Genomic DNA, 18,427 nt, shown 5'->3' with positions numbered 1-18,427 from the left:
AAAACGTTCATTTCCTATTCCTGAAAATAAAATAATACCGCTTTGCTATCCACACAGCAATATCCGGAACATTTCTTCCCAGTTTTTCAAAGAAACGCCCCAAATTAAAATAAGTTGCGCAAGTTATGATTTTTCTTGTAGAAAAACAATCAATTCATCCATATTATTTGCATCCTCCACCTTAAAGTCTCCTATGGCAGTCCGCCGTAAATCAGCCAAATAAGCCCCGCTTCCACAGGCAGCCCCGATATCATTCGCCAAAGACCGGATATACGTCCCTTTACTACATACGATCCGTAACTCAACCTGCGGCGGCTCGAAACGTAAAATTTCAATCTCTTTCACATATACATCTCTGGGGGGCATATCCACACCCTTCCCCTTCCTCGCCTTCTCATAAGCCCTCACACCATCAACCCTGACGGCAGAATAGGTCGGAGGTATTTGTTTTATTTCACCGACAAATTGCTGTATCGCCTCTTCAAAAAAAGGACGGTCTATGTGTTGCCAGGGATACTCCCGGTTTACCTGCGTTTCCAGATCGAAAGAAGGTGTCGTCGCTCCCAGCTGAAGTGTTGCGACATATTCTTTCTGCTGCCCCATATATTTGTCGATTTCCTTTGTCCAGCGCCCGATACACACAATCACCAGACCGGTCGCCAAAGGATCCAACGTACCGGCATGCCCCACTTTCAACTTACCGAACTTTTTACGCAAACACCAACGGATTTTATTAACGACATCGAAAGAGGTCCATTTCAGCGGCTTATCCACCAATATCAATGCTCCTTCCTGAAAAACACCTTCTTCTTTAAATACAACCATATCTTAAAAACCAGATTGATAAGATAAATTAACCCACGTTTTAATTGCAAATTGACGATTTTAGATTATACCCGCAATCTTCCCCCCGGACATTTGTAATTTCAGATTAACAGCCTTTTCAGTCTGATTCATGCATAGTCCTCTATCCTCGCGGATTAACGAACCTGAAGTTCTGATTCGTTGTTCAATCTAAAGCCTTAATTAAAATAAATCCACGGATAATACAGTCACCCCTACGATAAAACAGTATACGGCAAACCATATCAATTTTCCTTTTTTCACCAGATTGAGCATCCAACTACAAGCAATAAAACCGGAAATAAAAGCCGCCAAAAATCCGACCGCCAAAGATAAGGTGGAAATACCGCTCTCTGCCTGTCCGAAATTACCCTTCATTAAATCCAGAAAAGCTTCTCCTAAAATCGGGACCAAAACCATTAAAAAAGAAAATTTAGCTACATTTTCCTTATTATTACCCAAGAGTATCCCCGTTGCAATCGTAGACCCCGAACGCGAAAGTCCGGGAATAACGGCACATGCCTGGGCCAAGCCGATAATAAAAGCATCCCTGAAAGAAATCACCGAACGCACACGAGGTTTTGCATAATAAGCAAAAGCAAGCAATACGGACGTCAACAGCAATGCACCTCCGACAACCATCAATCCGGAACCGAACAAGGATTCTACATAATCCTTAAAGAAAAAACCCACAATTCCCACAGGTATCATCGACACGACAATTTTGGCAATGTACATCGTTTCTTCATTCCACCGAAACCGGAAAAGGCCGGCTAACAAAACAGCGATTTCTTTTCGTAACACAACAATCGTACTACAGACCGTCGCCGCATGAACCGCAACTGCAAAAGTGAGATTTTCCTCTCCTTCAACCCCCAAAATAGCATTAAAAATCTGCAGATGTCCGGAACTACTTACCGGCAAAAACTCTGTCAGCCCCTGGATAACACCCAGAACCAATGCCTCTAACCAATCCATATTACAAATGAAATTTTAAAATCTGAAAAACCTTTCCCGCAATATGCTCCGCCGATGTACAGCCAAACTTCCCGTAAAATATCTCTCCCGAAAACTGTAATTCCCCGGCAATCACATCCCCAACACCTCAATATACTGTATCACCGTCAATCTTCCTTCTCTTTCTTTTCCTTCGGCTTCCGCATAATAGCCCAAAATACAAAACCGAAACCGAGAAGAACGACAATCGGAGCCAAAGTAATTCTCCTGAAACTGAATATGGCATAATTAAACTCATTCGGATCGTCACTGCCCCCACCCATCATCAGGATGAATCCCAAAACAATAATCCCAAAACCGATCAATATCATTTTATAATTACCCGCCGGGATCGGAAAACCGGCTTTCTTTTCCGGTGTCGTTTTCAAATTACTTTTCACTGCCATATATTTATCACTTAATTTTCAATTATACAGGTCGTTCAAATCTTTATTCAGATATTTTAAAACAGACATCCAAGAAGACACAAACGACAACAAAATACCGGACACAAATACAAATGCAACCATTACAATCAGCAAATCCCGGTTCATGATATTGATAACTCCGCCGACTTCCTTTTGAAGAAAATAAACAGCCAACAGCAAAATCATATTGGCAATCATACTACCGAAAAAACCGAACCAAACACTATTGCGGATAAAAGGCCGGCAAATAAAGAAAGGTTTTGCCCCCACCAATTGCATGGTCTTGATCAGAAAACGCTGAGAATAAACCGATAGATGTATCGTATTCCGAATCAGTGTAAAAGAAATCAACACCAAAGCTGCACCGGCAATCAACAGAATAATACTGATTTTACGAACATTCTCGTTCACATACTGCACCAGTGATTTTTGATAAGAGACCTCCTGTATGATATCGTAAGCCACCAATTTTTTCTCTATAATCTCCAGGGAATCGTTATTGGCATACTGAGGCACCAGCTTAACCTCAATTGAAGGTAAAAGCGGATTATACCCCAATACCTGCTCAAAATCCTCTCCCAGTTCTTCTTTAAAATTACGGGCAGCTTCGGCTTTGCTGACAAAAACAGATGACGCGACAAAAGGTTTCGTATCCAGAAGCTTTTGCATCTTCTTCATTTCAGCCTCGTTGACATTGTCCTTCACAATAATGGAAAAACCGATGTTTTGCTTTACATGATCAGATATCGCCCTTGCATTCAAAAGAATAAATACCAAAATACCTACAACCACCAACACCAAAGCAATACTTAATGTTGAAACAAAATAGGAACCGGCTACTCTTCTTTTTCTACGAGACATATTATTCGTCGTTAAAATCTGACAAATATAATAATAATCTGATCGTCACCCAAAAATTTATTCCAAGGATTATGCAATACATACTCCTCAAAGGCATAAAAAAAAGGAAGCCGAACTATGTTTGACTTCCTGATTTTAGGAGTACTCGAAGCGGGACTTGAACCCGCACAGCCGCAATGGCCACAGGATTTTAAGTCCTGCGTGTCTACCAGTTCCACCATTCGAGCATCTCTGTAGAGAGAGCGAAAAACGGGACTCGAACCCGCGACCCCGACCTTGGCAAGGTCGTGCTCTACCAACTGAGCTATTTTCGCATTTTACAATTCACTCTTTTGAAAAGCCGTCTTGCCAAGGTCGGATTTTATTATTCCGGGGGGCAAGGTCGTGCTCTACCAACTGAGCTATTTTCACGTTGTGTAAAAGAACATTTTTCTTTAGCGAGTGCAAATATAAAGCGTTTTTTAGTTTATACAAACAAAAACGCAAAAAAATACCACAACCGGCATAAAACTTTCCGCAAAATAATTTATCCGATATGAAACTTTTCAGAATCATTTTCGTTCTATCCGATATAAACTAAAACTAAACTAACCTGACTAATAACACAATTTCACAAAGAATCTTGTGTCCCTCCTTGCCTCCGGCAAGGAGTTTTTTATTATTTTTGGACGAATTATTCAATACACACGGCTTCACATTTTCGGACACTAATTATGGACACCAGAAAAAACGCATCTTTTTCATTTGAGCAAGAAAGAAAAAAAATCCGACGCAGTTTTACGATTATGGTTAAAACCGGAGGTCCGATATGTAATCTGGATTGCGATTATTGTTACTACCTGGAAAAAGAAGCCCTTTATCCCGGAAAACATCCCACGCTCCCTTTTTTCAAAATGCCCGACAATGTTCTGGAAAAACTGATCCGGGAATATATTCTCTCCCAGCCACAGGAACAAATCGAATTCGTATGGCACGGAGGTGAACCGGCATTACTGGGGGTGGAATATTTCCGTAAAATTCTCGACATCCAAAAAAAACAGGCCGATGGGAAGAAAATATTGAATGCATTTCAAACAAACGGAACCCTTATCGACGAAGAATGGGCGAATTTTCTGGCCGAAAATCATTTCCTATGCGGCCTTTCCATCGACGGACCTAAAAAATACCATGACAATCACCGGCGTTACCCCAATGGTAAAGGCTCCTGGGACAAAGCCATGGAATGCGTGAAGCTATTTCAGAAATACGGTGTCGAATTCAACACCATGTCCGTCGTCAACGCCTCCAACAGCAAGCAACCGGCCCTTGTATACAACTTTCTGAAAAGCATCGGTTCCCGCTTTATGCAATTTACCCCGATCGTAGAACGAATAGCCCTGGACGAAACAGAACCTCTTTCTATAGTAGACAACAGGTATTCGAAAGCAACCGCTGTCATGAACGAAAACGTAAACGCAACCGACTGGGGAAATTTTTTATGCCGGATCTTCGATATTTGGGTAAAAAAGGATGTCGGGACGCATTTCATCAATTACTTTGACAATACTTTAGCGGCCTATGCGGGGCAACAGCCTTCTCTTTGCTCTATGGCAGAATACTGCGGTTGTTCCCTGGCAATCGAGCACAATGGAGATACCTATTGTTGTGACCATTTTGTTTTTCCTGAATACAACGTAGGTAACATCATGACGACCCCCATTTCAGAAATGGCTAAAAGCGACAAACAACTTTTCTTTGAACAACATAAAAAAGATACACTCGCCCGCCAATGTCAGGCATGTGAATACTTAGCTGCCTGCGGAGGAGACTGCCCCAAAAACCGCTTTGTCAAAAACGAAGACGGTGAATATATATCCTACTTATGCGAAGGATTCAAAATGTTTTTCCGGCATACCCGGAAACATTTCGAATTCATGGCCGACGAATTACGACATTACAGAGCGCCTGCAAATATTATGAATCAAAAAGGATAAAAACAATGGATACCTACAAAGCCAGCGAAAACCGCTATACACACATGCCCTATCGCCGCTGCGGGAAAAGCGGTTTATTATTACCTGCCATTTCATTGGGTTTGTGGCATAACTTCGGCCATGTCGATACATTCAGCAATTTTACCGAAATCATACACACGGCTTTCGACCGGGGAATTACCCACTTCGATTTGGCCAACAATTACGGTCCGCCTCCCGGAGCCGCCGAAGAAAACTTCGGACATATTCTGAAAAAAAGCTTAAGCCGCTACCGGGACGAACTGATCATTTCGACCAAAGCCGGACACGATATGTGGCCGGGGCCATACGGTAGCTGGGGCAGCCGTAAGCATTTAATGGCGAGCATCGACCAAAGCCTGCAACGGATGGACATTGAATACGTAGATATTTTTTACTCCCACCGACCGGACCCCGCTACCCCTATTGAAGAAACCGCCGAAGCCTTGTCCGATATTGTCAGACGCGGCAAGGCATTATATATCGGCATCTCCAAATACAATAGCGAACAAACAGATAAAATCGTTAAACAGTTAAAACAAGCGGGAACCCCATGCCTGATTCATCAAGACCGCTATTCGCTATTCGACCGCCACATCGAGCACGACCTGTCAGACATCATCAGAAAACATGAATTGGGATTGATTGCGTTTTCTCCTCTCGCCCAAGGCCTGCTTACCAATCGCTACTTACACGGTATCCCCGCCGATTCCCGTGCCGCCAAAGCAAGCGGATTTCTGCAAAAAGAACAGGTCACGGAAGAGAAAATTGCACAAGCCCGGCAATTGGATCAAATTGCCCGGCAACGCGGACAAACATTAGCAGAAATGGCCCTATCCTGGCTATTAAAAGACGAAAGAGTAACGAGTGTCATTATCGGAGCGAGTTCTGTCAACCAACTGCTCGACAATTTAAAAGCCACCGGTAATCTCCGATTTTCCGAAGAAGAATTAAAAGCTATCGATACTATCCTAAAATAAACTTCTAGGCAGAAAGCATTTTAAGCAAAGCGTAGCGAATCAGCAGAACCAGCGTTCGTTATGCTCTGCTTTGTATTGCAATCGGCCGAAAAACATATTTAGGAAAAACGTAGCAATAGTTCTGTACGATCTCATTACCAGAACAATGGATGTTAAGGCACTACAGGTTTACGCGAAAACGACCAATCATTCAACGTGTAAGATGCAAAATTACAAGTATTTAAAAAAAGCAAGAATTCCGATAGGCTGAAACAATCTATCGACGGGTAAAATACCTTCAACTGACTCAAACAGAAATATCAAAAACTGAAACAATCGGCAAGATCATATAGCAAACCGATTCAAAATTCCAAAATAAGTACAAGCAAAGGTTTTATGAGATAAGGTTTTAAGTCATTAAGAATTTTTATACTTTTGTACTAAGAATACAAATAGTTTTGCTTATGAAATAAGAACACATAAAAATACACGTATTTTAGATTTATTGGAAAAAGCGTTTAGCTTATATTCTTGTTCTTGAAACTTAGGAAATTTCAGAGCTACCAAGAGTAAAGTGAAGACGCTCACGTCATATGGCGTGGGCTTTACTCATTTATTTGGTAGCAAGGTATCCTAAGACCTCAAGAACTGATAATATAGTAATTGTCCGCGCTTTTTTTATGCGTATATAGAAAAGCAGGTAAACAAACTAAAAAACAAAGGAGGTATGCTGAAAATCCAGTGAAAGAGTAAGCTAAATTTAACTAATCACATGTTATGTTTAAATCATTTTTTAGATTTTTCCTCATTGGAGGGATAGTACTCATAATGAGTCAAGGTGTTTTTGCACAGAAAAAAACAGTTTATGTTATTCCCGAAACCGCTAAAATTTTTTACAACGGTCATGAAGTAGGTAATGGTTCTTACCAAATCAAATTTAGTAGAAATGAAGATTTTGTTGTATTAAAATTTGAAGCAGCTGGTTATATATCGCGAACAGTAAAATTATTCAAAAACAATCCCAAAAAAACCATTTCATACGAACTTTTTGTTGATGAAGCCGAAATGAATTCGATTGGAGCAGGAGAGGGTGTTGATTTAGCTAATAAATTTTTTACCATAACAGTCAAAAAGGGAATGACAGAAGATGAAGTTTGGAAACGTCTGATGAACATTGCTGTAACAAATTTTGAGAATGTAGAAATTCGAGACAAAGCCGCAGGTTGGATTAAAACCGCATGGATTAACTCTACTTTTCTTTATCAGATTGTCAGAACTCGCTTAGAAATACAACTGCAATTTACAGGAGAGAATGAATTAGCGTACAGAGTTCGAATATCGTCTGAAATTGCAGATAAAGACTGTGGACTTAGTAATCAATGCTTTACGAAATATGACAGAATATTAAAAAAATACGAGCAAGTGATTTCAGAATTGCAAACTTCGTTGGGTAGTAACTTTTAAATAAATATGCTATGAAATATATATTTATTTTGACATTCGTTTTTACTTCTTTGTTTAGTAATGCACAGGAGAAAATAACTGTTAAAGAAACCTTTGAAAATAACCGCTTCCAATGGGATGAATTTTACGAAAAAGACTATTCTGGCAGCATACAAGATGGTTTTTTTGTTTTGCAGAATAAAAAAGATGATATTCTCGTTCGAAGTATAGCCGAATTACCTATACGCATTGACCAAAACTTCAAAATCACCTTTAAATTTTTAATTCCTAAAATCAGTAATGATTATGCTTTTGGTATTATTTACAATTACGAAGATGAAAATAATTACAGTAGTTTCCTTGTGTCAGAAAAAAAGTATAAAATTTATAATAGAGTAAATGGTATATGGAGCATTAGCCGGCAAGGTAGTATCATTTTAAAGGCGGGCAAAAACAAGGAAGTAATAATTAAGATAGAAAAAAAAGGCAATAAATTGATTTTTAACGTAGATAACATGGAGGCGATATCAATTACAAAAAAATTAGCCTTCAATGCTTTTGGGTTTCAAGTAGAAAATGCAAACACAATCAAGGTTGATGAGGTAGTAATTGAGCAACTTTCAGAAGAGTGATTTAATATTGAGAAGAGGAAAAATACACTCTGCTTTATTTTGCATTATTTGTAAATAAACAAAAACCTATCAACTGTCATATTGATAGGTTTTTGTAGCATTTGATGATTCTGTTAACGATTCGTATCGAAATGAATCTAAAAATGGATAATCCTTTATATTTAGGTATATTCCAAGAACGAAACGTCAACATCAAGCCCTACGGATTTTACAGAAAATATCCACATCTGCGCTACACTTCTTGTAGTATTCTCCGCAAAAGTATTGCCTATTTATTTTTCCATTGGAGAGGTACTTATCAGATAAAAGAGAAAATATTTAATTGAAATTCTAAAGAAATTGCTTACCTCTACAGCCGAGTTATTTGATACTATTGCACCGCAAAACACAGAAATACGTATAGTTACTAAATCACGACTTCTAAAATTCAAAAGCTCTGTGAAAAGTTTATTCCTCAATCGGTTAAGTTAAACCGATGAAAATCTAAAATAGAAAACATCCGTAAAGATAGAATGAAAGGTGGAAAGCGAAACGATAAAAAAACAATGCGGTGTTCCGGCACCGCATTTATTTTTTACTTTGATTTCCGTATGATAAACTGATTGGCCAGAATACCGGTTATAATCAATACCAGGCCGAAAACGGTCGAGGTATAAATTTCCTCTCCCAACAAATAGTGAATAAGAATAAGAGATAAAAAAGGAAAAAGATAAATCAACGAACCTATCGTTGCCGTATTACGGGCCAGATTTAAAGCTTTCAGCCAAAAAACAAAAGTAATGCCCATTTCGAAAAGCCCGACATACACTCCGGCCAGCCAACCCTTCAATACCGGCACCTGAAATCCTGTAAAACAAATCAACAAGGTAATGTAAACAGAAGCAAAGAGAAAATTCAGTAAAAGAGAGACTTCTTCCTCCAATTTACTTTTCATATTGAGAATGAAATACAATGCCCACATGACAGAAGTCAGAGCTGCCAAGAACACTCCGAACGGCTCCTTGACAGACAACCCGGAAAAATCTCCCTGAAAAGCAACGACAACTGCACCGGCAAAGCTGATCAACAACGCCAATACACTCATAAAGGGAATCCGCTGTCCCAATATCGGAATCGACAACAATACAAGCAATACCGGCCAGATACAATTCAACGCCTGGGCAATTTGTGCCGGCAATAAAGCATAGGCTTTAAAAAGAATCAGGTAATACAAAAACGGATTCAAAAAACCCATAAAAGCAGCACGCCCCCACTGGCGGGCAGTTACATGTCTCAACCGCCCTATGCCCTTTCCAAAAGAAACGATACCCAAAAGTACAATCAATGCCGAAAAAGTAGAAATAAACAACAAATCTATATTCGACATAGTAGAAAGAGCTATTTTAAAAGCCGTTGCAACCGTTGCCCAGCACAAAATTGCAACACCCGCATAAAGATAGGCCTTACGTTGATTCATAAAATTTTATAACTGAAATTTAAAATGTTCAAAGATAGGATTATTTTAGTACTTAACAGACAAAAAATAAAAAAGCCCTGCATTTGATTGCAGAGCTTTTCTAACTGTCCCGTATATATTACTTATTACTGAAAACAATCTGATTATCTTTTACGTCTACCAAAATATGATTGTCCTTAGAAACTTGTTCAGCCAAGATCTGTTTTGACAAATCATTCAACAAAGTACGCTGTATAATCCGCTTTACCGGACGGGCTCCGAACTGCGGATCGTATCCCTCTTCTGCAATCCATTCCACAGCCTTATCCGTAATCTCCAACAGGATACCATTATTCGCCAGCATTTTATTGACACCCTGAATCTGCAAGCGAACAATATCGACGATTTCATTTTTCTGCAAAGGCGTAAACATAATCACCTCATCGATACGATTCAGGAATTCCGGGCGAATGGTCTGTTTCAACAACTCATACACTTCCGCATTTGTTTTTTCCAGTACCTCATCCCGGTTCTTATCATTCAGATCTTTCAATTTTTCCTGAATAATATGAGCTCCGATATTTGAAGTCATAATGATAATCGTGTTTTTAAAATCCACGACCCGCCCTTTATTATCCGTCAGACGACCGTCATCCAATACCTGTAACAAAATATTGAACACATCTGGATGTGCTTTTTCGATCTCATCCAATAAGATAACCGAATAAGGTTTACGTCTGACAGCCTCCGTTAACTGACCGCCTTCATCATAACCGACATATCCGGGAGGCGCTCCTATCAAACGGGAAACGGAATGACGTTCCTGGTACTCCGACATATCGATACGCGTCATCTGAGTTTCATCATCGAACAGAAACTCAGCCAATGCTTTCGCTAACTCCGTTTTACCGACTCCGGTCGTACCTAAAAAGATAAATGAACCGATCGGCCGCTTCGCATCCTGTAAGCCGGCCCGGTTACGCCGCACAGCATCGGCCAGCGCAGCAATCGCCACATCCTGTCCGACAACCCGCTTATGCAGTTCATGTTCCAAAGAAAGCAACTTCTGTCTTTCACTTTGCATCATCCGATTGACAGGAATACCGGTCCATCTGGACACGACAGCAGCAATATCATCAGCCGTCACTTCTTCCCGGATCAAAGATTCTCCGTTCTTCATACCGGCCAACCTGGCTTTCACATCTTCGATATGCTGCTCCGCTTCCTTGATCTTGCCATAACGCAACTCGGCCACTTTCCCATAATCACCATCCCGTTCGGCCCGGTTAGCCTCAAACTTATATTGTTCTATCGCATCCTTGTTTTTTTGAATCTCATCGATCAAAGAACGTTCGGATTCCCACTGTGCCCGCAACTTGGTGCGCTCTTCGTTCAGATCGGCCAATTCCTTTTTAATATCATCCAGCTTCTTGCTTGTACCTTCCCGTTTCAATGCCTCTTTCTCGATCTGCAATTGCTGAATCTTCCGGTCCAGTTCATCGATCTCTTCCGGAACGGAATTCATTTCCAGACGCAAACGGGCAGCCGCCTCATCCACCAGATCGATAGCCTTATCCGGCAAAAAACGATCGGAAATATACCGGTGAGATAATTCAACGGAAGCAATAATAGCATCGTCCGTAATCCTCACTTTATGATGATTTTCATACCTCTCCTTCAATCCCCGCATGATACTGATTGCACTCATCACATCCGGCTCATCTATCATCACCTTCTGAAAACGACGCTCCAAAGCTTTATCCTGCTCGAAATATTTCTGATATTCATTCAAGGTTGTCGCCCCGATAGCCCGCAAATCACCTCTTGCCAAAGCCGGTTTCAGAATATTGGCAGCATCCATGGCCCCATCGGATTTTCCGGCACCGACCAAGGTATGTATTTCATCGATAAACAAAATGATTTCTCCTTCAGATGAGATAACTTCATTGACAACAGCCTTCAACCTTTCTTCAAATTCACCCTTGTATTTGGCTCCTGCAATCAAAGCTCCCATATCCAACGAGTAAATCTGTTTGGACGTCAGATTGGAAGGCACATCCCCGTTCACAATACGCTGTGCCAACCCCTCGGCAATAGCCGTTTTACCAACCCCGGGTTCTCCTATCAATATCGGATTGTTTTTCGTACGGCGCGACAAAATCTGAAGCACCCGGCGGATTTCATCGTCACGTCCGATTACCGGGTCCAACTTCCCATTGCGGGCACGCTCGTTCAGATTTATAGCAAAACGTCCTAAAGAATCATAAGTCGACTCTGCCGATTGCGAGTTTACCTTAGATCCCTTCCGCAATTCGGCAATTGCTGCCTTCGTCTCCTTCTCGTTCATCCCACTGTCTTTCATCAACTGGGCTACCTGATCCTTTCCATTCAGCAAAGCCAACAAAATATGCTCCAGGGAAATATACTGATCCCCCATTTCATTAGCATAGCGGGTAGCTTTCTCCAATACTTTATTTGTATCGGAAGAAAGATACACGTTACCGCCGGATACCCGCGGATAAGTATCTATAATACGCTCCAGGGCAGCAAGTAATGAATTACTGTTCACCCCCAATTTATTAAAAATAAAATGAGTGACATTCTCTCCGACATCTATAACCGCTTGCAGCAAATGCCCGGTTTCGATGGCTTGTTGTCCTTTACTCTGTGTAAGCTGCACTGCTTTCTGCAATGCTTCCTGCGATTTAATCGTATAATTGTCTGTATTCATAATCAAATGCTCCTTTCGGTTATGAGAAGATACAAAACTTATACCGATTCTTTCCCTGAAAGGTTGCAGTGAAAATTTTGCAGCACACCTGTCAATTTGACACAATAAACACAAAATTTATGCAAAAATGACACAATTAAATATAGACTTCAAATTGTAGATTTTAGATTAACGCTTTTAGATTAAAAGAATTTGATAACGGAGCAGGTTGCCAGGCAGTTTAAAATCTAAAATTTAGAATCCCTATTTTAAATTATACCCCAATCTTTCCCTGCAAAAAAGAGGAATCGTAAACCAAAAATTACACAAATGAGTCCGTCCCAGTGTGTAATTTTCCCTTCGATGTATCTACCGGTTTAAAATCAGAGAAATCGATGCTTTTTAGCAATATCGTTCTACGCCTATTGGTTTAAAAAAACATACGAAATAATATTCGCTCCCATCTGCAAGGCCTGCAAACGCTTGTCCTCCGGATCTTTATGCACTTCCTGATCCTCCCATCCGTCACCGAGATCCGTTTCATAAGTATACAAAACAAGTAGTCTTCCGTCTTTTACGATACCGAAAGCCTGAGGACGTTTATTATCGTGTTCATGAACTTTAGGCAAGCCTTCCGGAAATTTATACTTCTGACTGAAAATCGGATGATCCCACGGCAATTCAATAAAATCATCTTCGGGAAAAACTTTCTTCATTTCCCGCCGGAAAGCCTTATCGAGCCCGTAATTATCATCCGCATGCAAAAAACCTCCGGCCAACAGGTATTCCCGCATATTCTGCACCTCCACAGGCGTAAATACGATATTCCCATGCCCGGTCATATGCACAAAAGGATAATTGAAAATATCACGGCTACCGGGCTCTACCGTAGCCGGTTCTTTGGCCAGATCCGTACCCAGATTCTCATTGCAGAACTTTATCAGATTAGGTAAGGCGGTCGGATTGGCATACCAGTCACCCCCTCCCTTATATTTCAACAAAGCGATCTTTACTTTGGTTTCCTGTCCCCAAATCCAGCGTGGAATCAAAATAAACAAAGCGACAATCAACACTATTTTCACAAGATGTTCCATGATATTATTTTTATTCAAAGACCCGGAAATTTTAAAATATATCCGGTCAATCTCTATATTTTCAAACCTTATTCATAAATCCGATACTATGACACGCAACGATTCCGGCAGTCTCTGTCCGCAAACGGCTATTCCCCAATGTTATGGGAACAAATCCCGCAGAGACCGCCCAACCGACCTCTTCGTCCGAAAAATCACCTTCCGGGCCGATCAGAATAACAGCATCTTCTCCCGGGATATATACCTCATCCAGCCTTCTCTTCTCCCCTTCATTACAATGAGCGATAAAACGCTGTCCCTCATTACAGGAAGCGATAAAATGCTTAAAATCGGTCATCGGGTTCAAACCCGGCACATAGGCTTTCAACGATTGTTTCACGGCTGAGACAATCACCTTCTCCAAACGCTCTGCCTTCACCTCTTTACGTTCGGAACGAGCCGTCCGTAGCATCGTAAACTCTTCCGTTCCGATTTCCGTGCATTTCTCAAGCATCCACTCGATCCGATCGATATTTTTCGTCGGGGCAATTGCTATATGCAAACGAAAAGAACGTTTCCCATACGCCTCAATCTTATGAACAATTTCGATCTCACACCCTTTTATAGCAGCAGCAGTAATAATGCCGCTATAATATCCTCCCCGGCCATCGACCAAAGCTACTTCATCTCCTTTCTCCAACCGCAGCACACGTACACAATGCTTCGATTCTTCCGGGTTTAACGTATAAACATCCCCTTCTATATCCGGGGTATAAAACAAATGCATTCCGGCCTCCTCCAATTAATGAATATTCTTCCTTTTAGCACGACAATCACCGAAAACAGCAACTCCTGTAATAATAATCACAGGTAACAAAGCCTTTGTACTATTCCACACCCCAGCCAAAGCATCTCCGAAAGAATTGGTTTTTCCCAATTGATAACAAAAAACCGTCACCAACATAAAATACACCAATCCTAAAAATACAACCAGGAAAATAGATGTCTGTTTCATACAATCAAGATTAAATTCCGGGACAAATATAGAAAAGATTTCACGAAAATAGCAGAGCTCAAAGCAACATAGCCAAATAACCGGAAATTGACCATCTATTTGCTACACCTCCTTATCTTCCACCATTTCAGATAATATTATATTAAGTCTATTTTGTTTAAAAATAAAGTTATTAAACCCAAGTCAATGTCATCTCCCAGCCCAGCTGTCAATAGAAGCCACCGATCAAATCAACCAACATCCAGATAATATCAGAAATTTGTTTTTTCAACCTATCAGAAATTATCCTCATTCCTGAAAATGTATCAACTAAAGAAATGTTGGTTATTATACTCTATCGCACAAGCAAAGCAGTCTCCCGGCATCCGCCCCTTCCCTTCTCACCCGCATAAGAAAGAGGTAAAGCAAGTTGAAAAGGCAGAGATTTTTTCATAATTTATCTGTTTTTAAATAAAGATACAATAGGCTGCACAAAACGTCCAATCAACCGCCTATCTTCTGTAATGATCTCCGCCGTACCATCCATTTGCTGGATCATCGGCAAATCACGTTTATAAGAAGTTTGCATACCTTTCGGAAAAACGATCTCGGCAATATATACCGCAACTATCCCTTCCTGCATTTGCACCTGTTCAGGTACTGCCGCAAGCGAGTGTACCTTTCCACACAGTACTCCGAACTCCATATAGGGATAACCATTGAGCTTAACATTGACCTTCTGTCCAATCTTCACTTTCCCAATTCCCATTGTCGGAATTCGCATCCGTCCGATCACTTCAACTGCATTATCAGGAATAATACTTGCCAATCTGTCACCAATTGTAACCTGTTGATTTCCTCTCCAATAATTCACTAAACTTACCCGTCCAGCAACCGGAGCCTCCAAAATATATTGCCGCCGCCATTGTGCAATTTGAGCGATAAGTTGTTGCCGACTCTGTTCGATACTATTTTCATATTTGGACACTTCATTCTCCTGTTGCAACATCAACTCAACAATTTGTTGCTCAGTCTCAATAATCTGCAACTCCGTCGAAGTAAGCTTAACATCAAGCCCAGCCTTACTATTCTGTTTCTGCAAAAGAATTTGTAAGGAGTTTTCATAATCAACCGAAGATATTACATTTTCTGTATACAACATCGAATCACGACGATATAATTGCTGTTGATAATTGAGGTCCTTTAGAAGTAAAATATGTTGCCGTCTGAGCTTGATAAGGTACTCTCTGTTTTTAGCTATCTGCTGTTCCAACAGATTCTTTTTACAAGTGACGTGCCCCATCTTGAAATAGTGAGCATAATCACGACATTTATTTTGAAAATTGACAAAAGCTGATTGTAATTCACCCAGGTTATAATTTCCATAAATCCAAGTTGCCTTTATTAACTCTCCGCAACTCATTTCCGTAGAAGCAGCGATCCTATCACTAATCATTTGTACATCAATTAAATCTGCTGAATTACGAAGCACAGCAACAAGCTTTCCCCGTTTGACTTTTTCTCCATTATAAATATAGATTGAATCAATTAGTCCACTGTTACGGACAATCAGATCAGCAGGAGGATTGTGTGTGGTAATTATCACCGGAGCTTTGACTGTATCAGGATATTTAATAAAATAACAAGCTATAAAAATTGCAACAAAAATTGCAGACACGACCGTCACCCCCCAATATACAACCCATGAGGGTGCCTTGCCCATAATCTCCTGTACCTCCTCGCTATGAAAATTATCTCGGTTTGGCATAATAATTCCTCCTATTTAATTGCCCAATTCTAACTGATTTTTCACCAATTCGTAATAATATCCCTTCTTTACAGTGAGTTCCGCATGTGTTCCCTGCTCGACAATTTTTCCATGATCAAGCACAACGATCTGATCAGCATTCTTTACTGTCGAAAGGCGATGCGCTACGATGACTACCGTTTTATTTTTAAAAAGCCATTCCAACCGCTCCATAATCGTTCGTTCATTGTTGGCATCAAGAGAATTAGTGGCCTCATCAAAAAAAAGGTATTTGGCATCCTTATATGCTGCTCTTGCGATCAATAGCCGTTGTTTTTGTCCAGTACTGAGTCCATGTCCATCAGCACCGATTTTGGTATTATATCCTAACGGTAATTCATCGATAAATGAATCGATATTAGCAATTTTAGCTGCCTGTCGTACCCGCTTCCTGTCCGGAATCCCATCGGAGATTCCAATATTATTAGCAATCGTATCAGAAAAGACGTACCCTTCCTGCATCACCGTCCCACATACCCTCCGCCAGCATGAGGCACTGTATCGGGCGATCTTTTTCCCGGCAAGCGTCACATCTCCTTCGACAGGATTATAAAACCCCAACATCATCTTGAGCATTGTCGTTTTACCGCTACCACTAGCACCAACAATAGCAGTCACCTTATTGGCAGGAATCTTAAGATCGATATGATCAAGCACTTTCTCGGAATGAGGACCATCGTACTGAAACACCACATGACGAAATTCAATGTCGGCCTCCTCAGGAATCTCCCGGATACGCTCTTCCTCAACGGGTTCTTCATCATCCTTTTCCTGAATTTCAGAGAGACGCTCAAGCGAAATCTTAGCGTCCTGTGTTGTTTGAACAAACGAGATAAATTGTGAAAGAGGAGCATTAAGTTGTCCAATAATATACTGCAGGGCGACCATCATACCGAGAGTCATGTTGCCTTCAATCACAGCAGAAGCTGCAAGAAAAGAAATAACCACATTTTTCGTTTGGTCGATAAAGGTACCACCAATCTCCTGTGTCTGTCCCAACGCAAGGCTCTTGACAGAAACATTAAATAACCGTGACTGAATACGTTCCCATTCCCAACGTTTTTGTTTTTCGCAATTATTGAGTTTGATATCTTGCATACCATTGATAAGCTGCACAAGATTACTTTGGTTGTTAGCCGCTTCCTGAAAGCGCATATAGTCTAATTTACGACGACGCTTCAAAAAAACGAGAACCCATCCTATGTACAGCACACTACCAAGCAAAAAGACAGCAAGTATCACCAGATCATACCCTCCCATGACAGCACCATAGATCACAAAGGTTACAATAGCCATAATAATACTTAAAAGCGAACCGGTAAGAAATGCTTGAATACGATCATAATCACCAATGCGCTGCATAATGTCTCCGACCATTTTTGAATCGAAAAAAGCGATGGGAAGACGCATAAGTTTAGCCAAAAAATCCGAAATAAGAGATATGCTAATGCGTGTCGTCATATGTAGCATCAACCATGAACGGATAAAATTATTAGCCATCTGTCCAAGCGTCAGCACCATCTGCGCCACGAGAATCATCACTACAAAAGAGAGATTTCCCGTACCGATCCCCGTATCAACAACCGATTGAGTGAGGAAAGGAAAGAGAAGACTCAAAACGCTAGCTGTTAGCATAGCAAGTCCCAGTTGCACAAGATAACGTTTGTAGGGCCGCAGGTATTGTAATAGATAAGAAAACGTCACCCGCTTGTCTTCGTCACCTTTTTCTTTGTAGAAAATCGGTGTCGGTTCCAGCAACAGGACAATCCCGGTATCAATCAACACATCTGAAGACATCTGGATTCCAGGAACATTTGAAGGTCGAGAAGATTGCGTACGAACGATAGAGATATTGGACAACTCCCGGCTTTGAATCCACGATTTTTTAAACTGTTCTTCGCTGTATTTCAAAAGTCCGGAAGCAGGATCAGATACCCATACCCACCACTGTCCCCGTTTACGGGTAATTTTATAAACCACTACGAAATGCTCCTGATTCCAATATACAATGCAAGGAAAATCGACCTGGTCACGCAATTGTTCCCAAGTAATCTTTACACCTGCGGTACGCAAACCGATACTTTCAGCAGCATCACTGATACCCATAAGAGAAACTCCCTCACGGGTAATATGACACCGCTCACGCAAATTTTGCAAAGAATAATTTTTACCATAAAAACGTACAACAATGCGCAGACAAGTTGGTCCGCAATCCATGGTATCGAGTTGGGTATAATGTGGAAAAGTCATTTCAA

The 18,427-nt window shown here is 40.8% G+C and carries 15 protein-coding genes and 2 tRNA genes; 4 read left to right on the top strand and 13 right to left on the bottom strand.

Going from position 1 to position 18,427, the window contains the following annotated elements:
- Positions 1-123: 123 nt before the first annotated feature.
- From truB to DD657_RS11655, 6 genes are all read right to left on the bottom strand, one after another.
- On the bottom strand, positions 124-825 hold the full coding sequence (truB, locus tag DD657_RS11680) for a tRNA pseudouridine(55) synthase TruB (RefSeq protein ID WP_021986876.1): 702 nt from the start codon (positions 823-825) through the stop codon (positions 124-126).
- Positions 826-1,026: 201 nt separating this feature from the next.
- The gene (locus DD657_RS11675; protein ID WP_021986877.1) at positions 1,027-1,821 is read right to left on the bottom strand and encodes an undecaprenyl-diphosphate phosphatase; all 795 of its coding nucleotides are present in this window, start codon (positions 1,819-1,821) and stop codon (positions 1,027-1,029) included.
- Positions 1,822-1,967: 146 nt separating this feature from the next.
- Entirely contained in the window at positions 1,968-2,246 is a 279-nt protein-coding gene (locus tag DD657_RS11670) for a DUF3098 domain-containing protein (RefSeq protein ID WP_021986878.1), read from the bottom strand.
- A gap of 18 nt (positions 2,247-2,264) precedes the next feature.
- Positions 2,265-3,128, bottom strand: a complete 864-nt coding sequence (locus tag DD657_RS11665; RefSeq protein ID WP_021986879.1) for a cell division protein FtsX — start codon at positions 3,126-3,128, stop codon at positions 2,265-2,267.
- A gap of 142 nt (positions 3,129-3,270) precedes the next feature.
- Positions 3,271-3,355: transfer RNA gene (locus DD657_RS11660), tRNA-Leu, on the bottom strand.
- 14 nt (positions 3,356-3,369) lie between these two features.
- Positions 3,370-3,442: transfer RNA gene (locus DD657_RS11655), tRNA-Gly, on the bottom strand.
- A gap of 399 nt (positions 3,443-3,841) precedes the next feature.
- On the opposite strand from DD657_RS11655, the gene DD657_RS11650 reads away from it, so the two are divergent.
- The 4 genes from DD657_RS11650 (at position 3,842) to DD657_RS11635 (ending at position 8,153) form a co-directional block, all read left to right on the top strand.
- Entirely contained in the window at positions 3,842-5,101 is a 1,260-nt protein-coding gene (locus DD657_RS11650) for an anaerobic sulfatase maturase (RefSeq protein ID WP_287049962.1), read from the top strand.
- 5 nt (positions 5,102-5,106) lie between these two features.
- Positions 5,107-6,099, top strand: a complete 993-nt coding sequence (mgrA, locus tag DD657_RS11645; RefSeq protein ID WP_021989051.1) for an L-glyceraldehyde 3-phosphate reductase — start codon at positions 5,107-5,109, stop codon at positions 6,097-6,099.
- Between the two features lie 756 nt (positions 6,100-6,855).
- Complete coding sequence (locus tag DD657_RS11640) at positions 6,856-7,542, top strand: hypothetical protein (protein WP_287049961.1); 687 nt, start codon at positions 6,856-6,858, stop codon at positions 7,540-7,542.
- Between the two features lie 11 nt (positions 7,543-7,553).
- Positions 7,554-8,153 carry a hypothetical protein gene (locus DD657_RS11635; RefSeq protein ID WP_287049960.1) on the top strand — a complete coding sequence of 200 codons (600 nt, stop codon included), beginning with the start codon at positions 7,554-7,556 and terminating at the stop codon, positions 8,151-8,153.
- 574 nt (positions 8,154-8,727) lie between these two features.
- Here the strand turns inward: DD657_RS11635 and DD657_RS11630 are convergent.
- The 7 genes from DD657_RS11630 to DD657_RS11600 form a co-directional block, all read right to left on the bottom strand.
- Entirely contained in the window at positions 8,728-9,609 is an 882-nt protein-coding gene (locus DD657_RS11630; protein WP_021989052.1) for a DMT family transporter, read from the bottom strand.
- A 118-nt stretch (positions 9,610-9,727) separates the two neighbouring features.
- Positions 9,728-12,319 carry an ATP-dependent chaperone ClpB gene (gene clpB / locus DD657_RS11625; protein WP_068691754.1) on the bottom strand — a complete coding sequence of 864 codons (2,592 nt, stop codon included), beginning with the start codon at positions 12,317-12,319 and terminating at the stop codon, positions 9,728-9,730.
- Positions 12,320-12,720: 401 nt separating this feature from the next.
- Complete coding sequence (locus DD657_RS11620; RefSeq protein ID WP_068691752.1) at positions 12,721-13,392, bottom strand: DUF4159 domain-containing protein; 672 nt, start codon at positions 13,390-13,392, stop codon at positions 12,721-12,723.
- A gap of 61 nt (positions 13,393-13,453) precedes the next feature.
- On the bottom strand, positions 13,454-14,158 hold the full coding sequence (locus DD657_RS11615) for a 16S rRNA (uracil(1498)-N(3))-methyltransferase (RefSeq protein WP_287049959.1): 705 nt from the start codon (positions 14,156-14,158) through the stop codon (positions 13,454-13,456).
- Between the two features lie 15 nt (positions 14,159-14,173).
- On the bottom strand, positions 14,174-14,386 hold the full coding sequence (locus DD657_RS11610) for a hypothetical protein (RefSeq protein ID WP_021989056.1): 213 nt from the start codon (positions 14,384-14,386) through the stop codon (positions 14,174-14,176).
- Positions 14,387-14,822: 436 nt separating this feature from the next.
- The gene (locus tag DD657_RS11605; protein WP_287049958.1) at positions 14,823-16,133 is read right to left on the bottom strand and encodes an HlyD family secretion protein; all 1,311 of its coding nucleotides are present in this window, start codon (positions 16,131-16,133) and stop codon (positions 14,823-14,825) included.
- 15 nt (positions 16,134-16,148) lie between these two features.
- The gene (locus DD657_RS11600) at positions 16,149-18,422 is read right to left on the bottom strand and encodes a peptidase domain-containing ABC transporter (RefSeq protein WP_502696224.1); all 2,274 of its coding nucleotides are present in this window, start codon (positions 18,420-18,422) and stop codon (positions 16,149-16,151) included.
- Positions 18,423-18,427: the final 5 nt, after the last annotated feature.

The sequence above is a fragment of the Culturomica sp. genome, assembly GCF_003524185.1.
GTDB classification, from domain to species: Bacteria; Bacteroidota; Bacteroidia; order Bacteroidales; family Marinifilaceae; genus Culturomica; species Culturomica massiliensis.
This window is presented reverse-complemented; position numbering and strand designations above follow the sequence as displayed.

What these genes read in the sequence shown, in the direction of transcription:
- truB (WP_021986876.1), bottom strand. Translation starts at nt 825, where the DNA reads ATGGTTGTATTTAAAGAAGAAGGTGTTTTTCAGGAAGGAGCATTGATA.
- DD657_RS11675 (WP_021986877.1), bottom strand. Translation starts at nt 1,821, where the DNA reads ATGGATTGGTTAGAGGCATTGGTTCTGGGTGTTATCCAGGGGCTGACA.
- DD657_RS11670 (WP_021986878.1), bottom strand. Translation starts at nt 2,246, where the DNA reads ATGGCAGTGAAAAGTAATTTGAAAACGACACCGGAAAAGAAAGCCGGT.
- DD657_RS11665 (WP_021986879.1), bottom strand. Translation starts at nt 3,128, where the DNA reads ATGTCTCGTAGAAAAAGAAGAGTAGCCGGTTCCTATTTTGTTTCAACA.
- DD657_RS11650 (WP_287049962.1), top strand. Translation starts at nt 3,842, where the DNA reads ATGGACACCAGAAAAAACGCATCTTTTTCATTTGAGCAAGAAAGAAAA.
- mgrA (WP_021989051.1), top strand. Translation starts at nt 5,107, where the DNA reads ATGGATACCTACAAAGCCAGCGAAAACCGCTATACACACATGCCCTAT.
- DD657_RS11640 (WP_287049961.1), top strand. Translation starts at nt 6,856, where the DNA reads ATGTTTAAATCATTTTTTAGATTTTTCCTCATTGGAGGGATAGTACTC.
- DD657_RS11635 (WP_287049960.1), top strand. Translation starts at nt 7,554, where the DNA reads ATGAAATATATATTTATTTTGACATTCGTTTTTACTTCTTTGTTTAGT.
- DD657_RS11630 (WP_021989052.1), bottom strand. Translation starts at nt 9,609, where the DNA reads ATGAATCAACGTAAGGCCTATCTTTATGCGGGTGTTGCAATTTTGTGC.
- clpB (WP_068691754.1), bottom strand. Translation starts at nt 12,319, where the DNA reads ATGAATACAGACAATTATACGATTAAATCGCAGGAAGCATTGCAGAAA.
- DD657_RS11620 (WP_068691752.1), bottom strand. Translation starts at nt 13,392, where the DNA reads ATGGAACATCTTGTGAAAATAGTGTTGATTGTCGCTTTGTTTATTTTG.
- DD657_RS11615 (WP_287049959.1), bottom strand. Translation starts at nt 14,158, where the DNA reads ATGCATTTGTTTTATACCCCGGATATAGAAGGGGATGTTTATACGTTA.
- DD657_RS11610 (WP_021989056.1), bottom strand. Translation starts at nt 14,386, where the DNA reads ATGAAACAGACATCTATTTTCCTGGTTGTATTTTTAGGATTGGTGTAT.
- DD657_RS11605 (WP_287049958.1), bottom strand. Translation starts at nt 16,133, where the DNA reads ATGCCAAACCGAGATAATTTTCATAGCGAGGAGGTACAGGAGATTATG.
- DD657_RS11600 (WP_502696224.1), bottom strand. Translation starts at nt 18,422, where the DNA reads ATGACTTTTCCACATTATACCCAACTCGATACCATGGATTGCGGACCA.